Annotated in this window: 18 protein-coding genes; 10 read left to right on the top strand and 8 right to left on the bottom strand. The window is 46.2% G+C overall.

The features are described 5' to 3' along the window. Positions 1 to 53 precede the first annotated feature (53 nt). From WAE59_RS19690 to WAE59_RS19670, 5 genes are all read left to right on the top strand, one after another. Complete coding sequence (locus WAE59_RS19690; protein ID WP_337857697.1) at positions 54 to 617, top strand: RNA polymerase sigma-70 factor; 564 nt, start codon at positions 54 to 56, stop codon at positions 615 to 617. Between the two features lie 66 nt (positions 618 to 683). After that, entirely contained in the window at positions 684 to 1,832 is a 1,149-nt protein-coding gene (locus WAE59_RS19685; protein ID WP_337857696.1) for a FecR family protein, read from the top strand. A 285-nt stretch (positions 1,833 to 2,117) separates the two neighbouring features. Continuing rightward, complete coding sequence (locus tag WAE59_RS19680; RefSeq protein ID WP_337857695.1) at positions 2,118 to 5,312, top strand: SusC/RagA family TonB-linked outer membrane protein; 3,195 nt, start codon at positions 2,118 to 2,120, stop codon at positions 5,310 to 5,312. 9 nt (positions 5,313 to 5,321) lie between these two features. After that, positions 5,322 to 6,704, top strand: a complete 1,383-nt coding sequence (locus WAE59_RS19675) for a RagB/SusD family nutrient uptake outer membrane protein (RefSeq protein WP_337857694.1) — start codon at positions 5,322 to 5,324, stop codon at positions 6,702 to 6,704. A 4-nt stretch (positions 6,705 to 6,708) separates the two neighbouring features. After that, positions 6,709 to 7,851, top strand: a complete 1,143-nt coding sequence (locus tag WAE59_RS19670) for a TlpA disulfide reductase family protein (RefSeq protein ID WP_337857693.1) — start codon at positions 6,709 to 6,711, stop codon at positions 7,849 to 7,851. Between the two features lie 150 nt (positions 7,852 to 8,001). Here WAE59_RS19670 and WAE59_RS19665 read toward each other — a convergent pair whose 3' ends face one another. From WAE59_RS19665 to WAE59_RS19655, 3 genes are all read right to left on the bottom strand, one after another. After that, a complete protein-coding gene (locus tag WAE59_RS19665) occupies positions 8,002 to 10,014 on the bottom strand; it encodes a DUF4832 domain-containing protein (RefSeq protein WP_337857692.1) in 2,013 nt (670 codons plus the stop codon). Positions 10,015 to 10,241: 227 nt separating this feature from the next. Next, positions 10,242 to 13,484, bottom strand: a complete 3,243-nt coding sequence (locus WAE59_RS19660) for a S41 family peptidase (RefSeq protein WP_337857691.1) — start codon at positions 13,482 to 13,484, stop codon at positions 10,242 to 10,244. Between the two features lie 139 nt (positions 13,485 to 13,623). Further along, a complete protein-coding gene (locus WAE59_RS19655) occupies positions 13,624 to 14,967 on the bottom strand; it encodes a PAS domain-containing protein (protein ID WP_337857690.1) in 1,344 nt (447 codons plus the stop codon). Between the two features lie 93 nt (positions 14,968 to 15,060). Here WAE59_RS19655 and WAE59_RS19650 point away from each other — a divergent pair, with 93 nt between their 5' ends. Further along, the gene (locus WAE59_RS19650) at positions 15,061 to 16,452 is read left to right on the top strand and encodes a hypothetical protein (RefSeq protein ID WP_337857689.1); all 1,392 of its coding nucleotides are present in this window, start codon (positions 15,061 to 15,063) and stop codon (positions 16,450 to 16,452) included. On the opposite strand, the gene WAE59_RS19645 is transcribed toward WAE59_RS19650, so the two are convergent. The 4 genes from WAE59_RS19645 to WAE59_RS19630 all read right to left on the bottom strand — a co-directional run bounded on the left by WAE59_RS19645 (position 16,402) and on the right by WAE59_RS19630 (position 20,420). Next, positions 16,402 to 17,535 carry a GAF domain-containing protein gene (locus tag WAE59_RS19645; RefSeq protein WP_337857688.1) on the bottom strand — a complete coding sequence of 378 codons (1,134 nt, stop codon included), beginning with the start codon at positions 17,533 to 17,535 and terminating at the stop codon, positions 16,402 to 16,404. The two genes, WAE59_RS19650 and WAE59_RS19645, sit on opposite strands and share 51 nt — an antisense overlap. An 87-nt stretch (positions 17,536 to 17,622) precedes the next feature. Further along, positions 17,623 to 18,609: an ABC transporter permease gene (locus WAE59_RS19640; protein ID WP_337857687.1), complete on the bottom strand. Its 987-nt coding sequence runs from the start codon at positions 18,607 to 18,609 to the stop codon at positions 17,623 to 17,625. Positions 18,610 to 18,624: 15 nt separating this feature from the next. Further along, the gene (locus WAE59_RS19635) at positions 18,625 to 19,569 is read right to left on the bottom strand and encodes an ABC transporter ATP-binding protein (RefSeq protein WP_337857686.1); all 945 of its coding nucleotides are present in this window, start codon (positions 19,567 to 19,569) and stop codon (positions 18,625 to 18,627) included. Then, positions 19,566 to 20,420: a COG1470 family protein gene (locus WAE59_RS19630; protein ID WP_337857685.1), complete on the bottom strand. Its 855-nt coding sequence runs from the start codon at positions 20,418 to 20,420 to the stop codon at positions 19,566 to 19,568. The genes WAE59_RS19635 and WAE59_RS19630 overlap by 4 nt, the downstream gene beginning before the upstream one ends. Before the next feature lie 352 nt (positions 20,421 to 20,772). Between WAE59_RS19630 and WAE59_RS19625 the strand changes: the two genes are divergently transcribed. Next, positions 20,773 to 21,213, top strand: coding sequence for an Hsp20/alpha crystallin family protein (locus tag WAE59_RS19625; protein WP_337857684.1), 441 nt, complete (start codon positions 20,773 to 20,775; stop codon positions 21,211 to 21,213). A gap of 213 nt (positions 21,214 to 21,426) precedes the next feature. Here WAE59_RS19625 and WAE59_RS19620 read toward each other — a convergent pair whose 3' ends face one another. Continuing rightward, positions 21,427 to 21,984 carry a PAS domain-containing protein gene (locus tag WAE59_RS19620; RefSeq protein ID WP_337857683.1) on the bottom strand — a complete coding sequence of 186 codons (558 nt, stop codon included), beginning with the start codon at positions 21,982 to 21,984 and terminating at the stop codon, positions 21,427 to 21,429. A gap of 346 nt (positions 21,985 to 22,330) precedes the next feature. Here WAE59_RS19620 and WAE59_RS19615 point away from each other — a divergent pair, with 346 nt between their 5' ends. Genes WAE59_RS19615 through WAE59_RS19605 form a run of 3 tightly spaced genes read left to right on the top strand, consistent with a single transcriptional unit; the run spans position 22,331 to position 24,085 of the window. Beyond that, positions 22,331 to 23,134 (top strand): PAS domain S-box protein, encoded by an 804-nt coding sequence (locus WAE59_RS19615; RefSeq protein WP_337857682.1) that lies wholly within the window; start codon positions 22,331 to 22,333, stop codon positions 23,132 to 23,134. Between the two features lie 40 nt (positions 23,135 to 23,174). After that, a complete protein-coding gene (locus WAE59_RS19610; protein ID WP_337857681.1) occupies positions 23,175 to 23,537 on the top strand; it encodes a response regulator in 363 nt (120 codons plus the stop codon). A gap of 17 nt (positions 23,538 to 23,554) precedes the next feature. Further along, positions 23,555 to 24,085, top strand: a complete 531-nt coding sequence (locus WAE59_RS19605) for a DUF892 family protein (protein ID WP_337857680.1) — start codon at positions 23,555 to 23,557, stop codon at positions 24,083 to 24,085. Positions 24,086 to 24,101: the final 16 nt, after the last annotated feature.

The following is a 24,101-nucleotide window of genomic DNA, read 5'->3' as shown; positions in this document are numbered from 1 at the left end:
TAGACAATTTATTTCTTATGTTTGCCAGGGGGAAATAACCAGCAGCAGCATCAATGGCAACTTCTAGCACTTCTGTTGATATTCATTTATTTAGCCAGATCAGTCTGGGCGATGTAAATGCCTATACTGAGATTTATAACAGGTATTTTGATTTGCTGTTCTTACATGCCCTGAAGCGTTTGAAAGATCCGGAAGCGGCCAAGGATCTGGTGCAGGATCTTTTCACGGCCTTATGGAACAAACGGGATAACCTGGCAGGAATCACAAATCCAAGTCATTACCTTTACACGGCCACACGACATGGTGTGCTGAATTACATTTCAAGACAAAAGATGCAGTCAGGATATATGAAGGGAATCCCGGATTTAAACCTGAGCAGCATCAATCAGACCGATCACCTCATCCGGCAGAATCAGTTGGCGGCCCTCATCGAAAAAGAGGTCAGCGAACTTCCTCACAAGATGCGCGAAATTTTTCTGCTCAGCAGAAATGAAGGCTTGACACACAAAGAAATTGCCGAGCGACTGGGCTTAGCTGAGCTGACAGTGAAAACCCAGGTGAAAAATGCACTGCGCATACTTAGAGGGAAACTTGGACTTTCTTTGTATCTAATTTAATTTTTATCTACCCCCTGCATCTGTTTGGATTGTCTATGAAGGAAAGTGGCCTAAAATGCCTAACGTATGCGTAACCAGGATTTCCAACCTTTATTGTTAAAATACCTTTCCGGTACCTGTTCTGAACAGGAGCGCCAACTGCTTGAGCAATGGTACCTGGACTGGAACGCGGAAGGCTTGCCGGTAGATGAACAGCTTTTTACCGATGCCAAAGCAGAGGTATTCTCCAGGTTACCGATACATGCGAAGCAGGCCGCCCAGCCAAAAAATAACCCTGCCCTGCAACAGCGGATTTTGGCTGCTGCAGCCGTATTGTTCATCCTGCTCACCGCTGCTGTGTTTTTTGTTTTTCGAAGCAATCCCACTGCCACGGTTGAGATTGCCCAGGGCTCCATAGATCTTCCAGCTGGTAAGAATGGAGCGCAGCTTACACTTCCCGGCGGGAAGCGGGTCACTTTAAGCGGCGCACAACAGGGAGTGGCAATTTTAAGCCACGGTCTGGAATACCTCGACGGTTCTGCGGTAGATGCTACAGCCGATCAATTGTTGGGCTCAACTGAAAAGGGACAAACCTTCACTGCCAGCACCTCGATGGGGCAGAGCTACAAATTTACTTTGCCCGATGGAACCATTGTCTGGCTGAACGCTGCATCTTCCATTTCATTTCCAGGTTCCTTTGATCCAAAAGGATCCAGAATGGTTTCGCTTTCCGGAGAAGGCTATTTCCAGGTCAGTAAAAAAGAGGGACAGCCATTTATCGTCAGTGCCGGGAATCAAAAGGTGGAGGTACTGGGGACACATTTTAACATCAACAGTTATGAAAATGAAGCGACAGTTGAAACCACCTTACTGGAAGGCAGTGTGCGGATCAGTCATGAGGCTGGCTCAAGAAGAGATCAGGTTACGCTGGTTCCTGGACAGCAGGCCAGCAGCACAAAAAATAACGTTACAGTAAGACAGGTAGATGCCCAAAAGGCAATAGATTGGCAAAGGGGAGACTTCGAGTTTGAAACGGAAGCCTTGTCTTCAATTATGAGGAAAATTGCCCGCTGGTACGATGTTAAGGTGCTGTACCAGGAGGGTGTCGATCAAAACCAGACCTTCAGCGGAACCGTAACCAGGCAAAAACGAATATCCGAAGTACTGGATATCATGCAAACTACCGGCCAGCTCAGGTTTAAGATTGAAGGCAGACAAGTTACTGTAATGAAATAAAGAATATCGTTCACCTAAATATCAACTGACCCAAAAACAAACCCAGCACATGAAGAAAATTTTACTAGAGTAAGGGCAAACATCCCGCAGGTAACTCAAAGAAAAAACCGCGCTCCGAGTGCGAATCGAAGCACGGCACATGTTTGAGTTAACCCTTTCCGGAAACCGGAAAAAAATAATTTTACGACTATTCACGTATTAACCCAGACCATCAAAAGTATGAAAATAAATGCTTTTAACCTAGGTATGCCGCGGTTTGGCATCCCATCTAAAATTCTATTGATTATGCGTTTAATCATAGTTTTACTCAGCACTGCCATTTTACAGGTGAGCGCGAGCTCTTACGGACAGAGTGTAACACTAAAGCATAAAAATGCCTCCTTAGCCCGTATATTTACAGAAATCCGGAAACAGACAGGATATGATTTCTTTTACAGCGACCAGATGATTTCTGCAAGCAATAAAATCACCATTGACCTGAAGAATGCCAGTCTCAAACAAGCCTTGGAGCAGATCTTTGCAAACCAGCCGCTGAGCTTTGAACTGGCCGAAAAAACGGTTATTGTTACGCCAAAGCAAACGAGTTTACTGGATAGATTGAGCAATTTGTTCAACAATATACAGGTGTCAGGAAGGGTTTTGAACAAGGATGGACTGCCCCTGCAGGGGGTTACCATTTTTGTCAAAGGCTCCAATCAATCTGTGTACAGCAATGCTACAGGCTATTTTTCATTGAGAAATGTAGATGAACAGTCGGTAGTTGTTTTTAGATCGGTTGGCTTTCTGACCCGGGAGCTAAACGCTCAGGCTGATATGGGCAATGTCATCCTGGAAATCAGTAATTCAAAGTTAGATGAGGTCATGGTAGTTGCTTACGGAACCTCCAGTAAGCGCCTGGCTACGGGCTCAATCAGTTCGGTAAGTGCCGAGGATATTGTAAAGCAACCCATATCCAATCCGATCCTCACCCTCGCAGGCAGAACGCCGGGGTTGTTCATTTCCCAGAGTGCAGGATATGCCGGGGCCACTTATTCTGCTTCCATCAGGGGCCAGACGAGTCTTGGCTTCAATGCCAGTACGCCGCTTTATATCGTAGATGGAATCCCTTTTGGAGATAAGCCTGTTGAACAAACAGCAGGAGGATTCGGAATCCTTGGTTTCAGCCCCCTGAACAACATCAGTCCTGACGAAATTGAAAGCATTAGCGTGCTTAAAGATGCAGATGCTACAGCCATCTACGGATCCAGGGGAGCGAATGGGGTAATCCTAATCACCACCAAAAAAGGCCGGCCAGGAAAAACAAGTGTCAATGTAGATGTGAATACTGGATTTAGTACCGTGACCAATAAACTGGAAATGCTGGGCACCGAACAATACCTGGACATTAGGCGCCAGGCTTTTGCCAATGATAATGTAGTGCCCACAGCGGCCAATGCACCGGATCTACAGACCTGGGACCAGTCGGCATATACCAATTATCCGGAGCTCCTGACCGGCCGCACTGCGCATCAGACCAAAGCGGCCTTCCATGTATCCGGCGGAGATGTCGCCAATCAGTTTTTATTTGGGGGAAATTACCGCAGGGAATCTACGGTACTCAGGGCTTCAACCGCCGATGAGGCCTTCCAGTTCCATAGCAATATGCAGCATAAGAGTTTAGACAATAAATTCACCGCTTCGGTTTCAGTGAGTTATAATATGGACAACAATGCAATACCAAACTACAGCTTGTCCAATCAAAATTACGCCCTGCCACCCAATTACCCGCTATACAATCCGAATGGTACACTTTATTTTGGCCCCGGATTTACCAGCCCGCTGGCAGCCTTCAACTCCACCAGCAGTTTAAAATCTACCAATTTCATCAGCAGTGCAGCTTTCAGATACCATATTCTGCCTGGCCTTACACTGAAGGCGGACCTCGGTTACAACCACAACAATGTGTTTGCTTCTACCATTTCACCTGCCGAAGCTTTCAATCCGCTAACCAATTTCCAGCAGACTTCAAACCTGAGTAATAATTATGTGAAAACGCTCATTGCCGAGCCGCAAATCACCTACATGAAAAGCTGGGGCAGGGGAAAACTCAATGCCCTGATGGGTGGAAGCTGGCAGCAAACCCAGTCTGTACAGCCCTACTTTCTAATCGGTACCTTTGCCAATAAACAGCTGGCCACCAGCTTAAGTGCACTTACCTTACTGGCCAAATCTTCGGGTTACACCGATTATAAATATGACTCCGGATTCGCCCGTGTAGAATACGACTGGGACGGAAAATATCTATTCAGTGGCAATGTCAGAAGAGATGGGTCCTCCAGATTTGGCGACCAGGAGCCTTTCGGAACTTTCGGGAGTGCCGCCCTGGGATGGATCTTTTCGAAGGAGCAATTGATCACTGAGCAGTTTTCGTTTTTAAGTTTCGGTAAATTGAGGGCCAGTTATGGCGCTATAGGAAGTGACAAGTCACTGGTCGATTATGCTTATTTAAGTACGTATTTCGCCGGTCAGGCCTATGGCCCCGTTTCCAGCTTGACGCCCTCCCGGATTTTAAACCCTTATCTAAAATGGGAAGTGACCAAAAAGTTGGATGTGGCCCTGGAGCTGGGATTTTTTAAAGACAGGATATTTATCTCAGGAAACTATTACAGCAACCGTTCCAGCGACCTGCTCGCCAGCAAACCCCTGCCCGCGCAAACAGGCTTTAATCAGGTCAGTGGCAATATTCCCGCTGTCGTTCAAAATAAAGGAGTCGAATTTGAGCTTTCTACCACCAACATCCAGACCGATGCAGTCGTTTGGCGTTCGTCTTTCAATTTTACGATTCCCCGAAACAAACTCCTTTCCTTCCCTGACCTCAAAAACTCAAGCTATGCCAATACCTATGTAGAAGGGAAATCATTGAATTTGCGCACAGTCTACCATTCGACAGGTATTGTGAATGGTATTCCTACAGCACAGGACATCAATGGTGACGGACAGATCACTGGAGGGCTCAATGGCGACCAGATCGTATCAGGCAGTTCAGATCCAAAGTTCTATGGCGGGTTTAGCAATACCCTGAGCTATAAAGGTCTGCAATTGGACATCCTGTTTCAGTTCACCAGCCGGACTGCGCAAAGGGGCGACCTGTCATTTTTCACTTATCCCGGCCGGGCCAGCAACATACCTGTGAGCATGCTAGATATCCCATTGAAATATTCTGCCACTTCTGGTTCCCAGGCCCTGAATTCTTATTTTTATTATGCGGGTTCTGATGCTGCCATTGAAAGCGCCTCCTTCCTGCGCCTTAAAAACGTGGCACTGTCCTATGTTTTTCCGGCTTCCATTACCAGGGCACTCAAACTTTCTGGAATGCAGGTCTACGTACACGGACAAAACCTGCTGACTTTCACGAAATACAAAGGCCTGGATCCTGAGACATTGGGGACTACTATTCCTACACTAAAAATGGTAGTAAGCGGCATCAAGTTCACTTTATAACAGCTTATCATGAGAAAACAAGATTTACTAAAAATATCATTCAGCACAGCAGGCATTCTGCTGCTGCTCTGCTTCTCAGCTTGCAAAAAGCTGATTGAAATCAACCCCTCTACCACACAGTTGCTTACCAGCAGTGTGTTTACAGACTCGGCCACAGTACAGGGTACCATCAGCGGTGTATACAGCACTTTTGCAATTCAGTCTGGTCCATATAGATTGAGCCTGGCTACGCTGCCTGGCTTTAGCGCCGATGAGCTGCAGTACGTAGGTAATAATTTCGACAATTTCACGAACAATGCCATCCTTTCCAATGACGGGAACATCAGCAGTATCTGGTCCAACTCCTATGCTACCATTTATGTGGCCAACTCATTGCTGGAAGGTGTTGCCACCGGAACGGGATTTTCAGACAGATTTAAAAACCAGGCCACGGCAGAAGCACGTTTCATCAGATCCTATTGCTATTTTTACCTGGTTAATTTATTTGGCGATGTGCCCCTGGTAGTTTCTACAGATGCAGTGAAGAATGCCAGCTTACCAAGGAGCCCGGCCGCTGCGGTCTACACCCAGATGCTGGAAGACTTTAAGTTCGCCCAGGCCAATCTCCCTGCCGACTATTCCATTTCCGGCGGAGCCAGAACAAGGGTCAATAAATGGGCGGCAACAGCCATGCTGGCCAGGGTTTACCTCTACCTGGGCGATTGGCCTGCAGCAGAGGCACAATCGACCAGCCTGATTTCAAATGCCAGTCTTTTCGAGCTCAATAAAAACCTGAACAACGTTTTTGCCCCAACCAGTAAAGAAGCCATTTTTCAGTTGTATAATGATCTGACCGGCTATACCTGGTACGCGAATACTGTACTTCCCAATCCGGTTTCCAAAGTTCCTCAATACGTGACCACTACGGCTTTGAACAACAGTTTTGAGGCCGGTGATGCCCGGAAAGAGGCCTGGACCGCCAGTACAGTATATAATGGGCAGACCTATTTTTACCCTTACAAATACAAGAGTTTGGTGGCAGGGGCCAATTCAGAATACTATACGCTGCTGCGGCTGGCAGAGCAATTTTTGATCAGGGCAGAGGCAAGGGTTCAGCAAAATAATTTTGCCGGTGCCAGGGAAGATCTTTTTGCCATCCGTGACCGTGCCACTCTGGGTGCCCTGACCAGCAACGATAAAAACCAACTGTTGCTGGCAGTGGAAAAAGAGCGCAGGATTGAGCTCAATAATGAATGGGGACACCGCTGGCTGGATTTGAAAAGAACCTCCAGGATCAACACAGTGCTGGGCGCACAGAAGCCCGGATGGAAAGCTGATGCAGCATTGTATCCGATACCAGAGGGCCAAAGGACCCTTAACCGCAATTTAACCCAAAACTTAGGCTATAATTAATTTGATGATGAAAAAGACAATTCTATATATGGCAGTAATGCTGTCCTTCTGCAATACGCTGAGCGCACAGCAAAAGTTTACGATTAAAGGCAACCTCACTGCACTTAAATCGCCGATGAAAGTTTTTCTTGCTTATAGCGACCAGGGCAAGCATTTTAGGGATTCAACGGTGACTGACAAGGGTAAGTTCAAGTTTGCAGGAACAATATCGGCCCCCGTTAAAGGCAATCTGTATTTAGCCCCGCTAGATGCCGCAAAGGCGGATGCCCCGAAGCTTGGACAGGTGATGGAATCCCTGGGTTGGGCAAACCTGATGATCGATCCGGGACTGACGGAGATCAGTGGCCCGGGTTTAACGAAGGCCACAATAGCCGGTGGGCCATCACAAAGTGATTTCCTGGCTTTTACCAGTATGCAGGACAAGGTTATGGATTCGGTGGTGAAAATCTGGCGTTCCCAGTTGGGAACTTTGCCGGAAGATTCCGCGGCTTCGTTCAAGCGTTTGCTTTATGCCCGTGGAGTAGTAGGAAGGCAGGTGCTCAAAGATTTCGTCAAGGCCCATTCGGATTCCTATTTTTCATTCGATCTGGTTGCCCAAAACGGAATAGTGATCGATCAGCCTAAAGAATTTTCAGAACTGTTTGAAGCGATCAGCCCGCGCCTTAAGGAGTCTCCCGCCGGAAAGGTATTGGCCGAACGGCTGTTTCTTGCCCAAAAGTTTGCCATTGGTGCTCCTGCAATCAACTTTAGCCAGGTCGACGACAAAGGTAAGCTGGTCTCTTTATCCGACTTTAAAGGGAAATATGTCCTGATTGATTTTTGGGCCAGTTGGTGCGGACCCTGCCGAATGGAATATCCCTTTCTGCATAAAGCCTACGACCGCTTCAAAGCAAAAAACTTCGAGATTGTAGGTGTATCCCTGGACGACAATAAAAGCCTTTGGTTGAATGCGATCAAGGAAAATAAATTCGATTGGACATTGCTGTGCGACTTAAAAGGCAGAAAGAATGAAGTAGCACTTGCCTATGGGGTAGCGGCTATTCCACAAAGTTTCCTGATCGATCCCCAGGGAATTATCATTGCCAAAAACCTGCGTGGAAATGACCTCTTAGCCAAGCTTGATGAAGTGCTTGGTAAGCAGCTTTAAAACATTACTCAGGCTCTTACTAATCATTAGATTTAAGTTTATATAGGCTCAGTCTTCAGACTGAGCCTTTTTATGATTGGGTTTAGTCTTCTATAATTAGGTTAAGTCTTCAGACTTAACCCTCCCAATGGTCTTCAGGTCTACTCGTCGTTAATTCAACGTGAAGGTCTCCCATCCGGCAATGGTCGTCCTATTACACTTCATCACCGATTCTCCATTTTCCGAAGAGATATACTTGCCGTTATTCCCCTTGAATGAAATTTTTCCATTTGCATTGACCACCCAGTCGAATTTTTCCCAATCACTAATGCTCGTTTTGTTGCAAGTGATGCCTGAAACTGCACCATTCTCGGATGATACATATTTGTTCATGCTTCTCAATGCAATTTTTCCCCCGCCTGCATCTACAACTGTAAACGTCTCCCAGGTTGATGCAGTTGCACGATTACACCTCATGGGGACTTCACCATTTTCTCCCGACACAAATTGGTTATTGGGGCCTTTCAATTTAACCGTTTGTCCGATAGGAGGCGTGGTACCAAATGGTTGAACCTGCAAACTACCAAGTTTCAGCCATCCATTGATAAAATCACCGGTAACGGCCAATGCTATGCCTGGTTTGTTCTCCTTGGTTTTGTCGATGATGGCTACGGCCCATGTATAGGTTCCGGCGGCCAGGTCCACTGCCGTTGTGGTAAAATTATAGGTCGTTGGTGCATTCTTAATCCATTCCGAAGGCTCACTATTGTTGTCTATGAACAGCTTCTTGACAACGCCAGTGGCATCCAGGATAGCAAAAGCAACTTTATATTTGTAGTTCCATTGCGGGATATTGTTTGGACAATATCCCCATCCCATATTTTTCCAGCGATGGCTCAGGTTTGCCGTTGAGCCGCTGGTAATGACATTAGGCAAAGACACTTCGTCGGGATACAAGCGGTATCCGCCTTCCGCATTGAAGCGCTGCACCAGCGGAAAGCTGGTTTGAAACCAGGATGCCGTTTCTCCGACCCGGAAATCCATCATGTTGACTGCTGCTTCAGCCGAACGGTCAAATTCTGCCTGCCTCACGTCTTCCGGATGCCCTTCTCTGTATTGACCACTGGAGTCAATCCAATAGCGGTGCGTACCGCTCACAATCCATCCACCTTCCATAATGATCGGCCGCTTATGTTTCCATGCCGCCGCAAAGTTTTTTTCCCAGCTCTGATAATAATCGGTCATGGCGAAAGCATCATGTCTAAGGCTATACCCCTGGTTAATGGCTTTAACGAGCAGCGTGTTGCTATTTGCATTTGCAGCCCCCCAACTTGTGGGATGACCAATCAACCGATGGTAATTCATTACCAATGGGATTTTCGTAAAAGTGCTGTTGTACAATGCCATAAACCAATCCAGGACTTCTTCCTTTACTGTTTCTGTTTGTGCAGCTGTCAAGGCCCCTGGCTCCGCATACACCACATTGTGTGCTTCTCCCCATTTTCCTAAACCGTAGGCATCGATAAAAGAAGTACGCTCCGGATCATTGAAATCACTCGCCAATTCCTGAATGAAGGTGGTATAATGCTGCCTGAAGATCGGGTCCTGAGGGAAAGGCGTTTTTTGTGCAGGAACGGCTGGATTCGACAGCCAGTACGCCGCTCCTGCATTGAACACAAATGCAGGCGTGTTTTCCCCCTGATCACGTCCGTCTACCACAATACGGAAAGCGATTGGCAATCCCCGGGTCCTCGCACCATTGATCAATTTGCCCATCTGCGAATTGAGGTCTCTCCAGGTATAAACGCCTGGACTGGGGTTGAGCGATCTCCAGCTGGTACGGATGTAGCAGGCAGAGGCATAGTCGATGGCTTTAACATTCGTGCCCAGTTCTGGTACGTTAAACTGGGTATCCCAATAGGCCTCGGTAGCATCTCTTTTCCCGTACATCACCCAGCCGTTCAGAGGGTTTCGTAAAATAGCAGTACTGTTGTAAGTTGGACTTACGATCACATTGCCAGCAATATTGGCCACACTGGCAACCGCTTTTTGGTTCCGCCCGGCAGCGGCCTCAGCCTCAGCTGGGATTTCCTCACCCAGTACCTTGGCACAGGAAATTGAATGCAGGCAGAACAATGCCGTCAAGGCAACTCTTCCGAGCTCCTTCAAATTTGATTTTTTCATAGTTCATACATTTGGTTGCAATAAAACTACACACAAATACATGGTCGGAGGGTTCGTTTTTGTCCGGAAATGGTTTGATTTTGTACAAGTTAGCCGTCGGCCTTCCTAAAGCGCATTAAAGATACAATTGGGTAAATCTTCAGACTTAACTACCAATAAAAAAAAGGGGAATGGTTATTCATTCCCCTTTTTTATTGAACTATTGAATCAATAAGCCCGCCGCTAAACTAAGGCTTAATGGCTTTCAGCATCTCCTTAACCGCAGTCTCAATTTGTGTATCAGATCCGTTCAGGTAAGACTCATACGTTACCTGTACCTTGATGTCTGGTTCTACCTGCATATTTTCCGTCGTGCGGTTTTCCTTACCGATGGTTCCGATCATTGGGATGCCGAAAACCATGGTCGGATCTATCTGGCGTTCCCACCATACCGCGGTTCCTGTTCCCGCAACCGGCATTCCAATCAGCTTGCCCAATCCGTTTTGTTTATAAATGTAGGGGAAGATAAAAGCATCACTGTAATTGGCTTCATTCATTACCACGCAGCTTGGCTTGTACCACCTGGTATTGGGTTCTCCACCCTTTAGGCGCTCGCCTTGTGGTGCAAACTCCAGGTATTTTTTTCCCGAAAGGAAGGTGTTCAGGTCATCGTGCAGCCAACCGCCACCGTTGAAACGTGTATCTACGATCAGCGCTTCTTTTTCCAGGTTTTTGCCCAGTACCACATCAAATGTTTCCCTGAAACTGGCATCGTTCATTCCTTCAACGTGTACATACCCGACTTTTCCGCCGCTGAGTTTGTCTACCATCTGCTCCATTTTGGCAATCCACCTTTTGTACATGAGCATATTTTCTTCAGCAAGGCCGATTGGTCTGATGGTTTCTGTCCATTTCGTTTTTGAAGCCGGATCATAAAAGCTCAGCAGTGTATTTTTGCCTTTTTTGTTGTTGAGGTATTTCGCCCAGTCCACATCTGCCGTAATCGTTTCATTGTCTATCGCAGTCAGGATGTGTCCCGCCTTCACTTTACTCTTGCTATTGGCCAGTGGGCCGCCTGCAATGACTTCCGAAACTTTGAGTCCTTCCAGGGTGCTGCTTTCATCGTACAAAAGCCCCAGTTTGGCAGTCTCATCTGCATTCGCAATCATTGGCGTATAGCGTCCCCCGGTATGGGAAGCATTAAGCTCGCCCAACAATTCACTCAGCAGTTCCTGGAAATCAAAGTTGTTATTGATATGTGGGAGGAAGCGCTCATAAGTCGCTTTGTATCCCTGCCAGTCCACCCCATGTAATTTGGGATCGTAGAACTTAGCCTTGGTTTGTCGCCAGGCATGGTTAAAGATATAAGCTCTTTCTGCGGCAGCATCCAGCTCCATATCGCCGCTGATGGCGATAGGGGAGACCTTTCCACTTTCCGATTCCACTTTGACCAACCTTCCACGGTTGCTGAGGAATAGGGATTTGCCATCTTTGCTAAGCTCTATTCCACTCGGGCTACCGGCAAGTTTAGCCAAAACCTTGGTCTCCTTGCTGCGGGTGTCTGTAACCCAAAGGTCATAGCCGTTTTCAAAAGAGGAGAGGTAGAACAGTTTGCTCGCATCTGCATTGAGTACATATCCGCCCAAGGAGCTGCTGGTCAGACTGAGCTTTACTTTTCTGTTCTCCAGGTTACTGAAGTCAGGTGTAAAAGATTTTTTGCTGGTATCTTGTTTCGCCAGTTTTGCAGGCGTTTTTACGGTATCTTTTGCAGTCAGGCGCTCGCGCTGCTCTCTTTCTTTCAGGAGATCGAAATCAGCTTTACTCATATTCGCCCGGTCATACGCTTCCTGATCCAGGAACAGTCCATAGATGTCCATTTCCCGGTTTCCCTGGATAGCCAGCGATTTGCGGCCTTCTTTAGAGCTCATCCAGGTGATCATTTTGCCGTTCAGCGCCCATTGGCCGGCATATTCGCCAAATCCGCTGTTTACAGGGTAGATCGCCTGTCCGGAACCATCCGCTTTGTAGATGGCAAGGTTGCTCCTGGACATATAACCCCGCTGATCTGCAGTCAGCATATATTTACCATCAGGGCTCCATTGGAAGCTCCAGTCCCCATCGCTGTAAGAATGGTTGTGTCCTTTAGGCAGCACCGTACGGCTGCTTTTGGACTTGATGTTATAGATCTTCAGGATATTCCGGTCTTCGATATAGGCAATTTCTTTACCGTCAGGGGAGAGCTGTGGCTGGTAAGCTTCTGCTACACCATGGATCACAGCCTCATCCTGTATCACTGTCGACGCGAAGAAGTAATGTTCATCTTTTTGTATTACTGTGCTTTTGTAAATATCCCAGCTATCGCCGCGTTCCGCTGCATAATAAAGCGATTTGCTGTCCGGCGACCAGCTCAGCATTCTTTCCTGCTGCGGGGTTTTGGTTACCTGTTTGGTCTGTCCATTGTCCACACTCGTCACGAAAACCTCACCACGGTTGATGAAGGCAATTTCTTTTCCATTTGGGCTCAGCGCAAATTCACTGACATTGCCCACAACAGGCTCTGTTCTGGTCAGGTTATCCCTTCCGTCGTTGAGGATCGTGATGCTAACCTTCTTGCTCTGCCCATTCTTTAGGGTGTAGATCTCTCCATTTTGCGAAAAACAGAGCGTATTGTCATTTGCCGCAGTCAAATGCCGCACTGGGTTGTCCTTGAAATTGCTGATCTGTTGATAGCCCGGCTGTCCCTTAACAGGTGTTTGAAAGATGTTTTGATTGCCATTCTTTTCGCTCAGGAAATAAATCGCCTGTCCGTCGGCACTGAAAACGGGATTGCGGTCTTCGCCCTCAAAACTGGAAATTTGAGTGTAAGTATTGGCCTTCACATCCATCAGCCAGATGTCTCTGGTTACGGAAGAGGTATGGTGTTTCCTCCAGGCATCTTCAAAACCTTTTTTGTCTTCAAATACCAGCTGGCTGCCATCTTTATTATAGCGGGCGTTCTCTATTCCTGCAGCACTTATCAGCACCGGTTTACCGCCACTGCTCTTCACTTGGTAGAGGTTTTGAAATACGCGCGGACTTGGAAACCTGACGTTCTCAGCATTTGAATTCCTGGAACTGCCAAACAGCACATTTTTGTTGTCGGCACTGAAGTCATAAGGATAGTCATTGGCGCTGTTAAACGTAAGGCGCAGCGGGCTGCCACCTTGCACGGAGACCGTGAACACATCAAAATTACCGTAGCGGTTGCTGGCAAAAGCGATCGACTTGCTGTCCTTGCTCCATACCGGCATCATATCCTGGGCTTCATTTAAGGTGAGGGGAATGGCCTGGCCACCGGCACTGCTTACCAGATAAATGTCACCTTTGTAACCAAAGGCGATTTGTTTGCCATCAGGTGAAATGGCAGGATACCTTAACCATAAAGGAGCATTTTGCGCATACAGCCCTATTGCGGCCAGCAGCAGGCTTGCGGTCAGTAGAATTTTTTTCATATCTAATGCGGTGTTGTTGAATGCAACAAAGATGCGTTGTTTATGGGAGAAAACATGTTAGAAGCCCGGTGATTCGCTGCAACTTTATTGCTACAGATATGGTAAGTTTAACAAAAGCATTTGGGTTAAGTCTTCAGACCTAACCTTTATTTTCAGCCTTCTTTGTGATCGCCCTGATGACTGCATCGACTTCCTCTGCTGACTTTTTCAGCAAAGGAAGGATTTTCAAAATCGCATCCGGATCATTGGCATCGGGGTCTATTAGCGATACCAATCCCATGAAGGAGGCGAGGGGAGCGCGCAGATCGTGCGACTGCATCCTGGCAATCTCGCGCATTTTCTCATTCTGGATTTCAATTTCTGCAATATACTTTCTTTGCTCGCTTACATCCTGCATAGATCCGATAATCCTTACCGCTTGTCCGGCTTCATCAAAATGAATAAAGGAGCGATCCATCACGGTTTTATAAGTGCCATCTGCACACTGAAACCTATACTCCAGCTTGGATTTGCTAATGCCTTGCTTGATGTGCTCATCAAATATACCGAGAATGGTAGCCAGGTCCTCGGACTTGACTTTACTCTTCCACCAGTCCATATCTGATTGTTCCAGGTCATAACCAAATAAACCCTTCAGGCCTTTATTCCAGGTAATTGTTTTGGTCCTGAGGTCCAGGTCCCAAATGGCATCACTTGTGGCTTTAGATACGGTGTTGTAACGCTGGAGAATTTTTTTTCGCTCAATTTCCTGGTTCAGCCTTTCGGTCACATCTCTTGAATTGGTAATTATTCCATTGATCACCGGATCATTCAGCCTGTTGGTGATGATGGTTTCCATCCATCTTGTTTCGCCATTGAAATGCCTGTACCTAAAGGGGGGCATAATGATGCGGTGCTGGTCTGCGATCAGTTCAAACTGTAGTTTGGCGGTTTCCCGATCCTCAGGATGCACAAAATCAAATACGTTCCGGCCGATCAGCGCCTCAGGCTCCACACCTAATACATTCATCGCAGTGGGGCTTGCAAATTTATATACCCCTTGCTGGTCAAAAATTGTAACCAGATCAGATCCATCCTGTACCAGTAACTGGAAGCGTCTTTCGCTTTGAGCCAGTGCCTCTGCCGTGGTCTGATGTTCAGTTAAGTCTATAACAGATACGAAGCGGGCAGCCCTACCCTCAAATTCAGTAGCATTGCCTTTGACCGATACGAACATCAGCTCACCATTTTTTTTACAGTGAACCACCAGTGACTGGTTAAAAGCTTTTTCCCTGATTTTGGTACGCATGATCTGTTCAAGGACCGGAACTTCTTCCAGAGGACGAATGTCTCGCAAAGTCATTTCAAGAAATTCCTTTTTCGAATAACCATAGAGTTCGATCGCTGCCTGGTTTACGTCCAGAAAAGCCAATGTTTCCAGGTCATAGATCCACATCGGAAGCGGACTATCTTTAAAGGCATCATGGTAGATGTTCGGCATCATCCGGATCATTGGTCTATTTAGGGTCTATGAATATAAGTTAATTTTCTGGATTTTTTGAACTTTAATGGCGCAGCCAGGTTACTAAACTACTTTATGGGTATTAATAGAAAAAACTTCTCCAGCATGTATGACCGCCTGAAAAATCTTTTGTCGCCGCTTTTCGTTTTTTGTCTGCTGCTGTTGATCCTCAACGACTTCTTTCTGAAAGCAGCTTTCCATAATGCATTCACCGGGAAACTTTCCGATTTCTGTGGACTATTTATTTTTCCCATTTTTTGGTCGGCCATTTTTCCAAAACGGAAATTATCGGTTTTTATCCTAAGCGGAATATTCTTTGTCTATTGGAAAAGCGAATATGCTTCCGGATTTATCGAACTGTTGAATCCTGTATTCAGCATTCAGCGGACTATTGATCCTACAGATTTGATTGCCTTACCCGTATTGTTGCTAAGCTGGTTCCATATAAAAGGCGCTCCACAGATCGTAGTCTTCACCGACTCCTTAATGGCTAGATTAAGCGCTTTGTTCATCGGCACCATGGCCGTTTTTTCATTCTGTGCCACCAGCCAGCAAAGGTATGTGCAGTCTTTTGACCAGCCGCAGTATGTGCTTTTGCGCGCCGACACCACTCCTGATGCCAATTTATATGGTGACTTTGAGTTTTATAAAAAGGATTCCCTGCTCGTCGTTAAAGTTAATCAGGTATATATCAGCCGGCCGATCAGGAGCGATGACTATAATAAGAACCGTTCAATTAAAGAACTGGACAAAGACGTCATGGAGCGCGTTGCAGACAGCGTAAGCCTGATTCCCTCCGGGCAGATCACCGGGTTGAGTATCCAAACTCCAGATGGTACTGACTCCTTAAGATTCAATGGCGGGCGTCTGGACGGTAGGTTCAGCAGAACAAAAAATGGCAAACTGATCATCGAGGGATTCTACAAAATGGGCTTGGAAGACTCCAGTTGGACACTCAGGGACAGTAGTAGTACCAAGGTGGTGCTGCAAACATTTGTCAATGGGGAGCGAACCGGTATGAAGGAGTTCAATCGGGATAAACTCATTGCTGAACACAAGGTCAATACGCGTGCAGATACCGTCAGAAATACCTATATCAAGATTGGCATCCTGATCTTGTTGGTGGCGGCTATAATCGTATGGTTAGTCAGAAATTACCGCAGCGCAGTTCCGGCGCAGCTCCAGCTTAAACCCATCTGGAAATGGCTCTTTTGCTTCATCTCGCCGATTTTTGTTTGGTTGTCCTATGTCGGCATCCGGATTTTGCTCATGGATTTCAACTCGGATATTTTTGAGACCATCGCTACCATTATTTTCATTTTTATGGCGACTTGCCCGCTGATGTTTATCGTCGTTTTCTTGATTAAATTGAGAAAGGAGATAGATGTTCTCTTGTACTGTCTATTATTTGGACTGTTATGCAGCATCTGGGCTACTTGTGGTACCCTTATCGAGCTGTTGGCTTAGGTTTACAGTAGCCATTACCTGGTGAATCATTCGGTCTAGTTCTTCGACCTGTCCAGACATCAGGTTCAGGTATTCCCGTAGTTCATCGTCAGGCAATACCTCCATCAGGTTCATGAGCCCCAGGATACTGGCCACCGGACGACGTACCTCATGCGACTGCACTCTGGCTATCTCTTTTAGTGCCTCATTTTGGGCCGTGACCTGCATCTCGTGTTTCTTTCGGCTACTGATGTCGGCGGCATTCAGAGACACGCCAATGATCTGCCCGCTGGAAGTATATACCGGGTGATAGTCCATGCTCCACCAGATTTCTCCACTTGGATACGAGAGCAGGATGTCAAACTTAATACTCTTTCCCTCCAGTGCCTGCTGAAAATTGGATTTAAAGCTGACCATATGTTCCTGATGCATATAATCCAAAATATTTTCACCCGTACTGATCCTTTTGCCAGTATTTTTCCAGATGAAATCAGATACAGCCTTATTGTAGTGCAGGATCTGATAGGTTGCATCCAGGAAGAGGTGCGAGGTGTCAGTGCTTTCAAAAAACGCCCTGATCTTCATTTCTGAATTTTTGGCTTTGGCAAATTGTTCCTTTAGGATTTCGATACTCATTTCGAAATCCAGGATCATCATGGCATAATCTCTAAGCACTGACAACATTTGTTGCTGTTCTTCTGTAAGGTCTGCCGGACTGGTATTGATGACACATAGGCTGCCCAGCCGGCTTCCATCGGAGCTTATCATCGGAGCTCCCGCATAGAATCGGATGTGTGGCGCCTCCATTACCAGAGGGTTGTTCTGGAAGCGGGCATCTTTTTCCGCATCTTGTACCACCAGTACCTCGTCCCCCAGGATAGTTTGGTTACAAAAGGCATCACTCCGTTCCGTTTGCTCTAGGCTGGTTCCTGTCCTTACCAGAAAGACTTGCTTTTCGTCGTCAAGGAGGGTAATGAGCCCAATTGGGCAATTGCAGAGCTGTGCTGCGAGCTGTACGATGCGTTGCAGCTCTGCTTCTTTAGTTGTTTTAAGTTGTAAAAATCGCCTGAGCGTCCCCAATCGTTCCAGTTCACTGAATGGCATAGTAGAATATTAAAAAAATTTCTATCCCTGTATTGCAAAAAATGAACCGCAATAGACAATGTGAATGAAGCATTGAAGTCTCTTCTACTAATTGCCCCTGATTTCGCGCCGCATAAAGAGAAAATACGAAAGTGCAAAGCAGGCGATGGTTGCTCCGGTCAGGCCGCTTACCTGGGGCCAGACTACCATTAAGCTCTGCCCAAATGGTAGTGGGGATGGAATAGCTCCAGCCATCTGTTCCATCGTCATGGGACCCAGACTTCTTACCGAAGGCATCAGCATTGTAGTGGTGGCATCCATGTAAAGCTGGTTCGGCGCGATCCGGGTCCAGCTAAGTATCAGCTCATTATAGCGGATCAGCTGGTCCTGGTTCAGACTGGATGGGTCGGGCAGCAAAGACCGGATCAGCAGGTTCAGGACGATCTGGTAAAAAACGGTAAAGAAGAGCCAGAGGCCTATGGCACTCAGTGCGGAAGTAGCTGCTCCTTTGAAACAAATGGAGAGTACGATGGACAGGCTGAGCCAAAAGGCTACATATAAGATGCTAATCGCTACAAAGCCCAGGATCCTCATCAGTTCCTGTGGCTCCATTCTTACACCTGTAAGCAGTAACCCTCCGCCGATCATCCACAAAACCAGCACCATAAACAGCACACCCACCAGGAGCAATGAACTGGCAAATTTAGCGAGCAGCACATTATCGCGGTATATGGGTTGGGCCAGTAGTCTAGTCAGACTGCCGCTGTTCTGTTCTGCATTGATCGCATCGAAACCCAGGCTGATACCCAGTAGCGGTGCCAGGAAACTGAGGAAAACGTGGAAGGGTGGAACAGAATTGTCTGTGGCAGTCAGCAGTTTCAGGTACAGGAATACATGATCCGGGTCTTCGGTATTGGCCGTGGCCGATTTAATGTTGGACAGTGATACGTACATGGAAGCTGTGAAAGTCAGCAATATCAGGCTGAGCAGTACAATGAACCGCCAGCTGCGGATGTGGTCTGCCATTTCCTTTCTCATCATCACGCGGAATGGGCTTCTGCCCAATGATCCGGATAAAAACAGAATATCTTTCATGAATTCGTTATGTCGTTATTTTGCTTCAAAATATTTTTGATAGATCTCATCCAGCCCATAGTCCTTGCGGTTTACGGTGAGCACATCAAAACCCTTTTCCACCATAAAGCGGACCAATCTGGCACTCAAGTCTACTGTGCCGGTAAATTCAATTTCCTGGTCGCGAATGGCTATTTTGCTCAGTTCCGGCCAGTGCTGCAGCTCCCGTTCAAAAAATGAGGGCTCATTGATGTCCTGCGCCAGCCTGACGGAAGTCACGTAGCCTTCATGTCCAAACAGGATCTTCGATAGCGACTCAATATTGCCTTCTGCCAGTAGTCTCCCCTTCACAAAAATCCCTACCCGGTCACAGACCTGCTGTACATGGTGCAAATGGTGGGAGGACAGCAGTACGGTGATCCCCTGTTCCCTGCTCAGGGATTTTATGAGCGTTAGAAAATCCCTCACGCCACTGGGGTCTATCCCCAGCGTTGGTTCGTCGAGGATGATCACATCAGGCTTTTTGATCAGTACTTCTGCCAGTCCGAGCCGCTGTTTCATCCCCCTGGAGTAGGCTCCGGTTTTTTTGTCCCGTTCTGCGTAGAGGCCGACGGTTTCCATAAGCTCTAGCGCAGTACGGTTGGCCTCAGGTTCTGTCAGTCCATTGAGCCTGGCAATATACATCAGATTGTCCAGCGCCGACATTTCGTCATAGAAGCCCAGGCTGTCTGGCATATACCCCACTTTTCTCTTGACAGCGATCGGGTTGGTCGTTGAGTGGTAACCGCAGACCTGCACCGTTCCTGCGCTGGGTTCCGTGAGGCCGAGCATCATTAGAATGGTGGTCGTTTTGCCGGCGCCATTTGGACCCAGCAGGCCGAAGATCTCGCCTTTATGAACCTCAAGATTCAGGGCGTCCACAGCCTTAAAGGAACCATAAGATTTACTCAGGTCCCTGATCTTAATGATAGGGGTACTCATCTTCTTCCGTACTTGCGAATCAGGTAATACACCAGACCAATAGAAAGGAGGATTACGAGGATGCCTATCCAGCCGGACAATAAAGATGTTTTTACAATAATCCTAAATACTGCCGGAGCATTGCCATTTGGATTGCTTGCGGTAAATGTTGCGGCATAATCTCCTGCAATGGTTTTGTCGGGTACTTTCAGGCTTAGTTTGATGTCCTGACTTTTGCCTGGCTCCAGGTTGCTTACCTTAGCCGGTTCGAACGTCGCTTCCCAGTTGGTCGGCAACTGAGACGTCAGGTCGATGTCTTTCAAAGGAAGCGTTCCTGAGTTTTTCAGTGCCAGTTGAATTTCTTCATGACTGCCGGAGTTCAGTTCTGCGCTCAACCGGCCACTGGGGCTGCTCAATGTGATGCCATAGGAACCCTTCACTACGGCTTCCAGATTCAGGCTCAGGGTATCGGTTCCGGATATTGCCTTAACCGGTATTTTGTATTTTCCAGGCGAGGCATTTGCCGAAGCATTGATTTCAATGGAGATGTCTTGTGTTTTTCCAGGATCCATTGCCAGTGAAGTCACCTGGTTGCCCTCCACTTTGTAACTGATCATCCAGCCGATCGGCAGGGTCGCCTTCAGTTCCATCACTTTAGATTTGGTTTCGGCATTGTGTAGTGTGGTGTTGAAACGAAAAATTTCATTGCTGGCGGCCTCAATGTTCATCAGCCTCGCGCTATAGCTGGATTTGCCCCCTGCAGGAGCAGGCGTCTGGGCCCGGAGTATCGGTCCTGCTGAGCATAAAATTAGAAAAATTACTGCGGCATTGCGCCTGACTTTTGATGGTTTGAATGAGAATGTGGTAAACATGATCCAATAACTAGAATTTAAAATAATAGCCCTAAAAAATGTATGTCCATTTCCGTTGAAATGGCGGAACAAATGAAAAAAACAAAATATTTTTTTCAAATGGCTTTAACATTTTTTAACAATTTCGGATCTCGTTTGGATTAAGTCCTCTAATCTGCACATTACATACTCGATCAAATGAAATTTTGACAGTTAAACTGAAAAAAATTCATTTCTGCTGAAGTTTCTTCAGTCAGATTCCAGCAAAATCCTATTGGCACACCAGTTGTAATATCAGGAGCGAACATGAAGTTCAAGAGTTTAATTAATTGTAAGTTTCAATCATTAAATCAAATTTAAGGAGGACAGACCTATGACACTGGTTAAATTTAATTCCGACAAAAACAAAACCGCAAACGTTCCAGGCTTCAACAACGTTTTTGATTCCATCTTCAATGACACCTTTTTTTCAGACCGCATGATCAGCCGTGTTCCCGCAGCTAATATCAGCGAGACCGCAGATCACTTTCATGTAGAGCTTGCTGCACCGGGCCTGAAAAAAGAAGACTTTAAACTGAAACTCGAAAGAGATGTGCTGAGCATAGCTGTTGAGCAAGTCAACCAAAATGAAGGAAAAGAGCGGAGCTACGCAAAACGCGAGTTCAGTTACAGTTCCTTCGTTCGCGCCTTTACCATCCCCGACAGTGCCAATGCAGAAGGCATTGAGGCCAAGTATAATGATGGGGTGCTATGCATCGATATTCCGAAACGCGAGGAAGCCAAAATGATCACACGTCAGATCGAAATCCAGTAAAAAGACAATCGCAACCAGGGTCGCCTCAGGGCGGCCCTTTTTGTTGGATAATAAAAAAATGTTTGAGCTTTTTGAAGATGAAGACCTGGGGATCAGATCTGATGTTTCAAGATCAGTGCTCCCATTTTTCGAACAAATTTCTTTTTTAATGGATCGGCGGTAGTATTACAAAATATGTTATATCCCCAAAGGCTGATCCGGATGGGTTAGCCTTTATTTGTAAAGCGACCGGATCACATCGTCAAGATCGACGGCACTTTGGACCAGCATTTTGGCGGCATCCCTGGTGTCTTTGGCATCTGTAGATTCCTGAATGATCTTCCCCAACCCCATAATATTTGCCACATGCAAGCGGACAGCATGCGCATTTTCTTCTTTTGCCTGATGGAGTTCTCCACTGATTTTCAGCAATTCTGTAATATCGTGCCCGATGCAAAAAATACCTGAGGGAGCACCCAGGCTATCGAACATGGCTTTATATTCCCACCGGGTAACGATGTAGCCACCAGAACCATCATGTTTGCGAAGTGTAGCCGGGAAAATAGATTCGGGATACATAAAGGCCATTTGCGAGACCACTTTACAGGTTTGCTGATCATCGTGATGCATCGTTATGGCGTAATGTTTTCCAACTAGATTCCCATGGATCGGTTCAAAGATTTCGGCATAATGCTTATTCAGGTAGCTGTAATTGGCATTCATGTCGACAGCAATTAAGTAATAGGTGTTTGATTCGCCCAACAGGGTCTTAATTTCCTCGAATTGTTTCATAGGTTATAGGCGGCTGCATTAGTTTTCATGGCCATATTCAGAAAGATAACCTCAATAAATTTTAAATGTTTAAAATGATCAAGGTTATTACCAATACCCTGTATACATCTCTATACATGTTTTTTCCCATACCGAATTATGCGTACGCTAGCTCACTACTTAATTTGGCCAATTCTGGAATAATTGAGCAGGAGCTGTTCACAAAACTGCCGAATATGTGATCAAAATTGACATAATCGCATCAGTACTCATTAATTAAAACAATTTGCTCAAAATTTGCATTGGGCTTGAACATAAAGGGACCAATCATTTAAGGATAGAAGGCTATGGTAAATAATGAGTTGGCATGGATAAGTTAGATACCCATACTGTTTTCGATTTAGAGTACTTCTTCGAAATTACACCAGACTGGTTGTGTATCGCTGGTTTTGATGGCTATTTTAAGAAAATAAATCCTGCGGTATCGGAAACTTTGGGCTACACTTATGAGGAACTTTTTTCAGTTCCCATCAGTTCCTTCATCCATCCTGAAGACCGAGAGTTCACTGGTCGGCAACGCCTCAGGTTGACCGAAGGTCATTCCCTGCTGAACTTCGAGAACCGTTATCTCGCCAAAGATGGAAGCATTGTGTGGCTATCTTGGACATCGGTTCCCATACCCAGGGACAGGTTGATATTTGCTATTGCCAAGAACATTACGTACAGAAAGCGTATTGAAGAATACGACCGGATTTCCGCTATCCTGGAAATGATCAATGAAGACCATCAAAAAAAACTCAAATCGGAGCTAAAAGTCATAAATGTGCCGCAGCACATTGAAGAACCCACACATGCCGACCAGTTGTGGCTGAATCATTTTGAAACCATTGTGAGAAGATATGCTGGAAAACCAGGGCTCAACCTCGCCCTGATCAGCAATGAACTGGCCGTTAGCCAGAGACAGTTATTTCGACGTGTAGAAAGTATTCTGGGCATTACCCCCAACAAACTGGTGAGGGTCATACGTTTGCAACTGGCATGGGAAGCCATTGCTTCCGGAAAATACAGGACAATAAAAGAAATCTCCAGCATTGCCGGCTATCACTCGAGAAGTCATTTCAGCAAGCTATTTAAGGAGGTTTATGGGATTCATGTTTCCGAGCTGCTCTAGAAAAGATACTAAACCTAATTTTAAATACTACAACCAAAAAATGGCGAAAAAGATATTAGTGATTGATGACGATAAAGACATTCTCTCCATTTTGGACATCATCTTCGGAGATGAAGGTTATGAACGCGTCCTTTGCAACACCGGAATCAGCACTGAACACATCAAAATCCTTGATCCAGACCTGATATTGCTCGACGTGAGAATAGTGGGATTTCCGAAAACAGGGGCTCAGATCTGTGCAGAGATCAAGAAAGAAAGGGATCTGGAATCTATACCGGTGCTCCTGGTATCTGCTGAACTCAATGTTCCCGAACTGGCTCAAAGCTGTGGGGCAAATGGTTATGTGAATAAACCGTTTGATATAGATAAGCTCGTCAAAAAAGTCAAAGAATTCATAAATTAGGCGCTTGCATTGTAATTATGAGTGAAGAAAACCCCCAAAAAAATAGCTCCTGGAAAAAAATACAGCTAGGATCCGAAAAGCTCAAGCTGTTTTTCATCAAACATCTCGACCGGATCTATGGAGCCAAATTACATCTGGTATCAAAACTACCGGGAATTGCTGAGGAAGTAGAATTCGCAGACCTAAGGAATGCCATTTTAGAGACGGTATCGGACGTTGAAAAGCAGATAGCCAGAATGGAAGTCATTTACTCGTTATTGGATGCTGAAGTCTCAAAAGGAAGTATTCACGGACTCACGGGTTTGATCCAGGATGCTTTTGAAGCCATCAACGAACAGCGTGGTGAGCCTGAACTTAGGGACCTGTCTATTATTTTTTACCTACAGAACATTGAGAGTGTAGAAATGGCCTCTTTTCAGATACTGCGTATGGCGGCTGTAGGGTTGAAAAATAAGCACATTAGCCAGCTCCTAAAGGACAATTATGAGGAGGCAAAGGCTGACCGTACGCTGCTACTGCTGATCTCCTCAAAATACATCACCAATTAGGTAACGTTATGTAAAT

Source organism: Pedobacter sp. GR22-6 (assembly GCF_037402555.1).
Taxonomy (GTDB): Bacteria; Bacteroidota; Bacteroidia; order Sphingobacteriales; family Sphingobacteriaceae; genus Pedobacter.
Note: the sequence above shows the minus strand (reverse complement) of the source record. Positions and strands in the feature narration are given on the sequence as shown.